Annotated in this window: 4 protein-coding genes; all 4 read left to right on the top strand. The window is 31.3% G+C overall.

The genetic code is table 11. The annotated features are described in order from the left end of the window. Positions 1 to 1,127 (top strand): Fe-S cluster assembly protein SufD (sufD, locus tag RWL85_RS08440; RefSeq protein WP_314087095.1); only part of this gene is annotated, 1,127 nt, incomplete at its 5' end. A gap of 5 nt (positions 1,128 to 1,132) precedes the next feature. After that, positions 1,133 to 2,359: a SufS family cysteine desulfurase gene (locus tag RWL85_RS08435; RefSeq protein WP_314087101.1), complete on the top strand. Its 1,227-nt coding sequence runs from the start codon at positions 1,133 to 1,135 to the stop codon at positions 2,357 to 2,359. Then, positions 2,349 to 2,777: a Fe-S cluster assembly sulfur transfer protein SufU gene (gene sufU, locus RWL85_RS08430; protein ID WP_314087092.1), complete on the top strand. Its 429-nt coding sequence runs from the start codon at positions 2,349 to 2,351 to the stop codon at positions 2,775 to 2,777. The genes RWL85_RS08435 and sufU overlap by 11 nt, the downstream gene beginning before the upstream one ends. 35 nt (positions 2,778 to 2,812) lie before the next feature. Next, positions 2,813 to 4,192 (top strand): Fe-S cluster assembly protein SufB, encoded by a 1,380-nt coding sequence (gene sufB, locus RWL85_RS08425; protein WP_314087098.1) that lies wholly within the window; start codon positions 2,813 to 2,815, stop codon positions 4,190 to 4,192. The last annotated feature ends 318 nt before the right edge of the window (positions 4,193 to 4,510 follow it).

The raw sequence follows: 4,510 nt of genomic DNA, 5'->3' as shown, positions 1-4,510 counted from the left end.
ACTTATTCAATGTTAATTTTTCAACTCTAAGATTAGAAAATGAAGGAAATGTAGAAATAGCTGAATACGGTATTAATAGTGATGATTTTGCTGTAATTCAAAAGAACAACACTATTGTTCATATTAACATTCCAGAAAAATATGCAGATAAAGTAATTATTAAAGATATTTTTTCTGCTATGAATGATGATCACATAAAAGATAGTTTTATGAGTGTTGTTGACTATGCAGAAAGTAAAGTGACTGCTGTTCACTATACACTATTAAATGCGGGATTATTTATCGATGTTAAGGATAATGCTGTAATTGAAGAACCGCTTCAATATATTGTAATAACTGATAAAGAACAAAGTTTATTTAACCATGTAACTATTCAAGTTGGTAATAACGCTAAATTTAACTTTATTGAAAACTTTGTAAATAACCAAAAAGATGATAAAGCGCCATTCAGTTTTGTATCTGAAGTTGTTGCTCATGATGGAGCCAAAGTAAACTATAGCTCTATTACGAACCAACCAGGTCAAAAACGTGGGACTATTTTACGTCGTGGATTAACTTATAAAGATTCATTAATCAACTGGAATGTAGCTGCAATGGATGAAGCAGATGTATATCACGATAATACAACGAATATACTAGGGGATGGTTCTGAAGCTAACCTTAAGATTGTAACACTAGGGGTTAAAGAACAAAAAACTTACTTCAATAGTGAAGTAGTTAACCAAGGCTTAAGTAGTAAAGGTGATATTCTTCAACACGGTGTATTATTAGATAGATCACACATCGTATTTAATGGTGTTGGATTTATCGTAAAAGGTGCAACAGGATCTAATGCTTATCAAAGTTCTCGAATGCTGACACTTTCTTCAGAAGCTAAAGCTGATGCTAATCCAATGTTATTAATCGATGAAAATGATGTTATGGCAGGTCACGGTGCTTCTCTAGGTCGTATTGATGAAGAACAATTATATTATTTACAAAGTAGAGGTTTAACTAGAAAAGAATCAAGTAGATTATTAGTTCATGGATTCTTATCTCCAGTAATCTCTGAATTGACAGTAGATAAAATTAAAGAACTTGTAACAGTGCTTATTGATGAAAAAATTAACAATAACGAGAGTGAGTAATAATGATAGATTTTAGTAAATATAGAGAAGACTTTCCTATATTAAAAAGAAAGATATCGGATAATGATTTGATATTTTTTGATAATGGAGCTACTACTCAAAAACCTAATCAAGTAATCAATGCTATTACGGATTACTATAAAAATTATAATTCAAATATTCATAGATCTGTTTATACCTTAGGTAATGAATCAGAGAAAATATATGAAGAGTCTAAAGAATTAGTTAGAGAGTTTATAAACGCAAGTAGTTACGAAGAGATAATATATACTAGTGGAACTACCGAAAGTTTAAATTTCGCAGCTAGAATTTTGGAGCGAGATGTATCTGAAGGAGATGAGATTATCCTTACATATATGGAGCACCATGCAAACATTATTCCTTGGCAACAACTAGCTAAACGAAAAAAACTTGTTCTTAAATATTTAGAATTAGATGAAGACGGAAACATTAGTATAAAACAATTAGAAGAATTTATTACAGATAAAACTAAAATCGTATCAATGTGCCATGCTTCTAATGTATTAGGTAATATAAACCCGGTTTATGAAATTGGTGAACTATTAAAAGATAAGGATGTTTATTTTGTAGTAGATGCAGCACAATCTGTTCCTCATTTAAAGATTGATGTTCAAAAAATGAACTGTGACTTTTTAGCATTTAGTGCACATAAGATGTGCGGACCTACCGGTATTGGTGTATTATATGGTAAAAAACATTTACTGGAAAAATTTGATCCGGTTGAATTCGGTGGTGGCATGATCGGTATTGTTGAAGAAACTTTGGCAACATGGGCGATTCTTCCTGATAAATTCGAAGCGGGAACACCACTGCTTGCGCAAGCTGCAGGATTAGGAGCTGCTATTAAATATCTAGATAGTATCGGATTAGAAAATATTGAAAAGTATACTAAAGAACTTACTGAATATATGTATTCTGAACTTTCTAAGATTGATAACATAGAAATTTATGGAACAAGGAATATAGAAGATAGAGTTTCGCTAATAACTTTTAATTTGGTAGGTGTACATCCTCACGATTTAACAAGTTTCTTAGACGCAAAAGGTATATGTATAAGAGCAGGACATCAGTGTACTCAACCATTATTAGGAAAGTTAGGAACATACTCAGTAGCAAGAGCGAGTCTATATTTATATAATACGAAAGAAGAGATAGATTTCTTTATTAAAACATTAAAAGAAACGAAGGAGTTTTTTGACAATGAGTTTTAGTGATTTAAAAAGTTTATATAAACAAGTAATCTTAGATCATAGTAAACATCCTAGAAATAATGGAGAAATAGAGAGTAGTTACAAGTTGGAGATGCTAAATCCGTCTTGTGGTGATAAAATAACAGTTAGTATGAAATTAGTAGATGATATTATCGAAGATATAAAATTCGTAGGAACAGGTTGTTCAATTTCACTAGCTTCAGCTTCTATGTTAACTGAAGAATTAAAAGGTTTATCAGTAGAAAAAGCTAATACCAAGATTAAAGACTTTTTAAATATGATTATGGGAAATGAATTTAATGAAGAGAACTTAGAAGATAGTATTTCATTACAAAATATTTCGCAACTCCCAGCTAGAGTTAAGTGTGCTACTTTAGCATGGAAAATTACAGAAAAAATTTTAGAAGAAAATAAATAGAAGAAGGAGTGATTGCATTGAATAAAAATGAAGAAATGTTTACCGATTATCAGTATGGATTTTCAGATAAAGATGTATCTATATTTAAGACTGATAAAGGACTAACAAAAGAGATTGTTAAAACTATTTCTGAAAGAAAAGAAGAACCGAAGTGGATGTTAGAATATCGTCTAAATGCATTAAAAGAGTTCTACAGAATGCCGATGCCAACATGGGGTGGGGACTTATCAGAAATAGATTTTGAGGATTTAACTTACTATGTAAAACCATCAGAAAAAACAGAACGCTCATGGGACGAAGTTCCTGAAGAAATTAAAAATACTTTCGAAAAACTTGGTATTCCAGAAGCGGAACAAAAATACCTTGCAGGTGTATCTGCACAATATGAGTCAGAGGTAGTTTATCACAATATGCATAAACAATTCGAAGAGAGAGGAATCATCTTCGAAGATACTGATACAGCGTTAAAAAATCATGAAGAAATCTTCAAAGAATATTTTTCAAAAGCTGTTGATTTTAATGACAACAAGTTTGCTGCCTTAAACTCTGCAGTATGGTCAGGTGGGTCATTCATTTACTGTCCGGAAAATGTATCAGTAGAAGCACCGCTTCAAGCATACTTCAGAATTAACAGTGAAAAAATGGGACAGTTCGAGCGTACATTAATTATTATTGAAAAAAACTCTTCTTTACACTATGTAGAAGGATGTACAGCTCCTACTTACTCTGCAAGTTCACTTCATGCAGCTGTAGTAGAAATATTTATTAAAGAAAATGCTCGTTTCAGATATACAACTATTCAAAACTGGTCGACAAACGTTTATAACCTTGTTACGAAACGTGCGATTGTTGAGAAAAACGGTACTATGGAATGGGTTGATGGAAACTTAGGTTCGAAACTAACTATGAAATACCCAGCGTGTATCTTAGTTGGTGAAGGAGCAAGTGGAAGTACGTTATCTATTGCAATGGCTAGTGAAGGACAAGTACTTGATGCAGGATCTAAGATGATTCACCTAGCACCGAGAACATCATCTACTGTTGTTTCTAAATCTATGTCTCGTCGTGGTGGAAAAGTTAACTACCGCGGATGGATTCACTTCGGTAAAAACTCAGAAGGTTCACGTTCAAACATTGAATGTGATACTTTAATCTTAGATGAATATTCAACTTCAGATACTATTCCTTACAACATCGTTAAAAACTCTAACGTATCACTAGAACACGAAGCAAAAGTATCTAAAGTATCAGAAGAACAATTATTCTACTTAATGAGTAGAGGTTTAGATGAAGGTCAAGCTACAGAAATGATAGTTATGGGATTCATCGAACCATTCACAAAAGAACTTCCAATGGAATACGCTGTTGAATTAAATAGATTAATTTCATTTGAGATGGAAGGATCAATAGGATAAAAATTTAATTTGTTAGTAAGATATCTTCCTCAAAAATGCGCCTAATTAGAGGTTACTTTATATAATACACCCAAAAAGGATAAATTATAGATGTCCTCTTTGGGCGTATTCAGTTAAAATCTCAATAAAAGCAGACTTAAATTCAGTTGTATTAAGATAATAAATATTGACACTTCCTTTAATTATATTTTGTAAGGTAATAAAAGTATAGGTTAGTTAAATGTAGTAAAATTTTTAGGTTGAAATTACAAATAAAAAAAATAAAACTATTGAGTTCAATTGAAAAATGTTTTATAATATATATATATATATATATAT

The sequence above is a fragment of the uncultured Gemella sp. genome (assembly GCF_963515875.1).
In the GTDB taxonomy this organism is placed as follows: domain Bacteria; phylum Bacillota; class Bacilli; order Staphylococcales; family Gemellaceae; genus Gemella.
This window is presented reverse-complemented; position numbering and strand designations above follow the sequence as displayed.

Bases quoted from the DNA above. Each gene is read 5' to 3' on its own strand.
- sufU (WP_314087092.1), top strand. From the start codon at position 2,349: ATGAGTTTTAGTGATTTAAAAAGTTTATATAAACAAGTAATCTTAGAT.
- sufB (WP_314087098.1), top strand. From the start codon at position 2,813: ATGTTTACCGATTATCAGTATGGATTTTCAGATAAAGATGTATCTATA.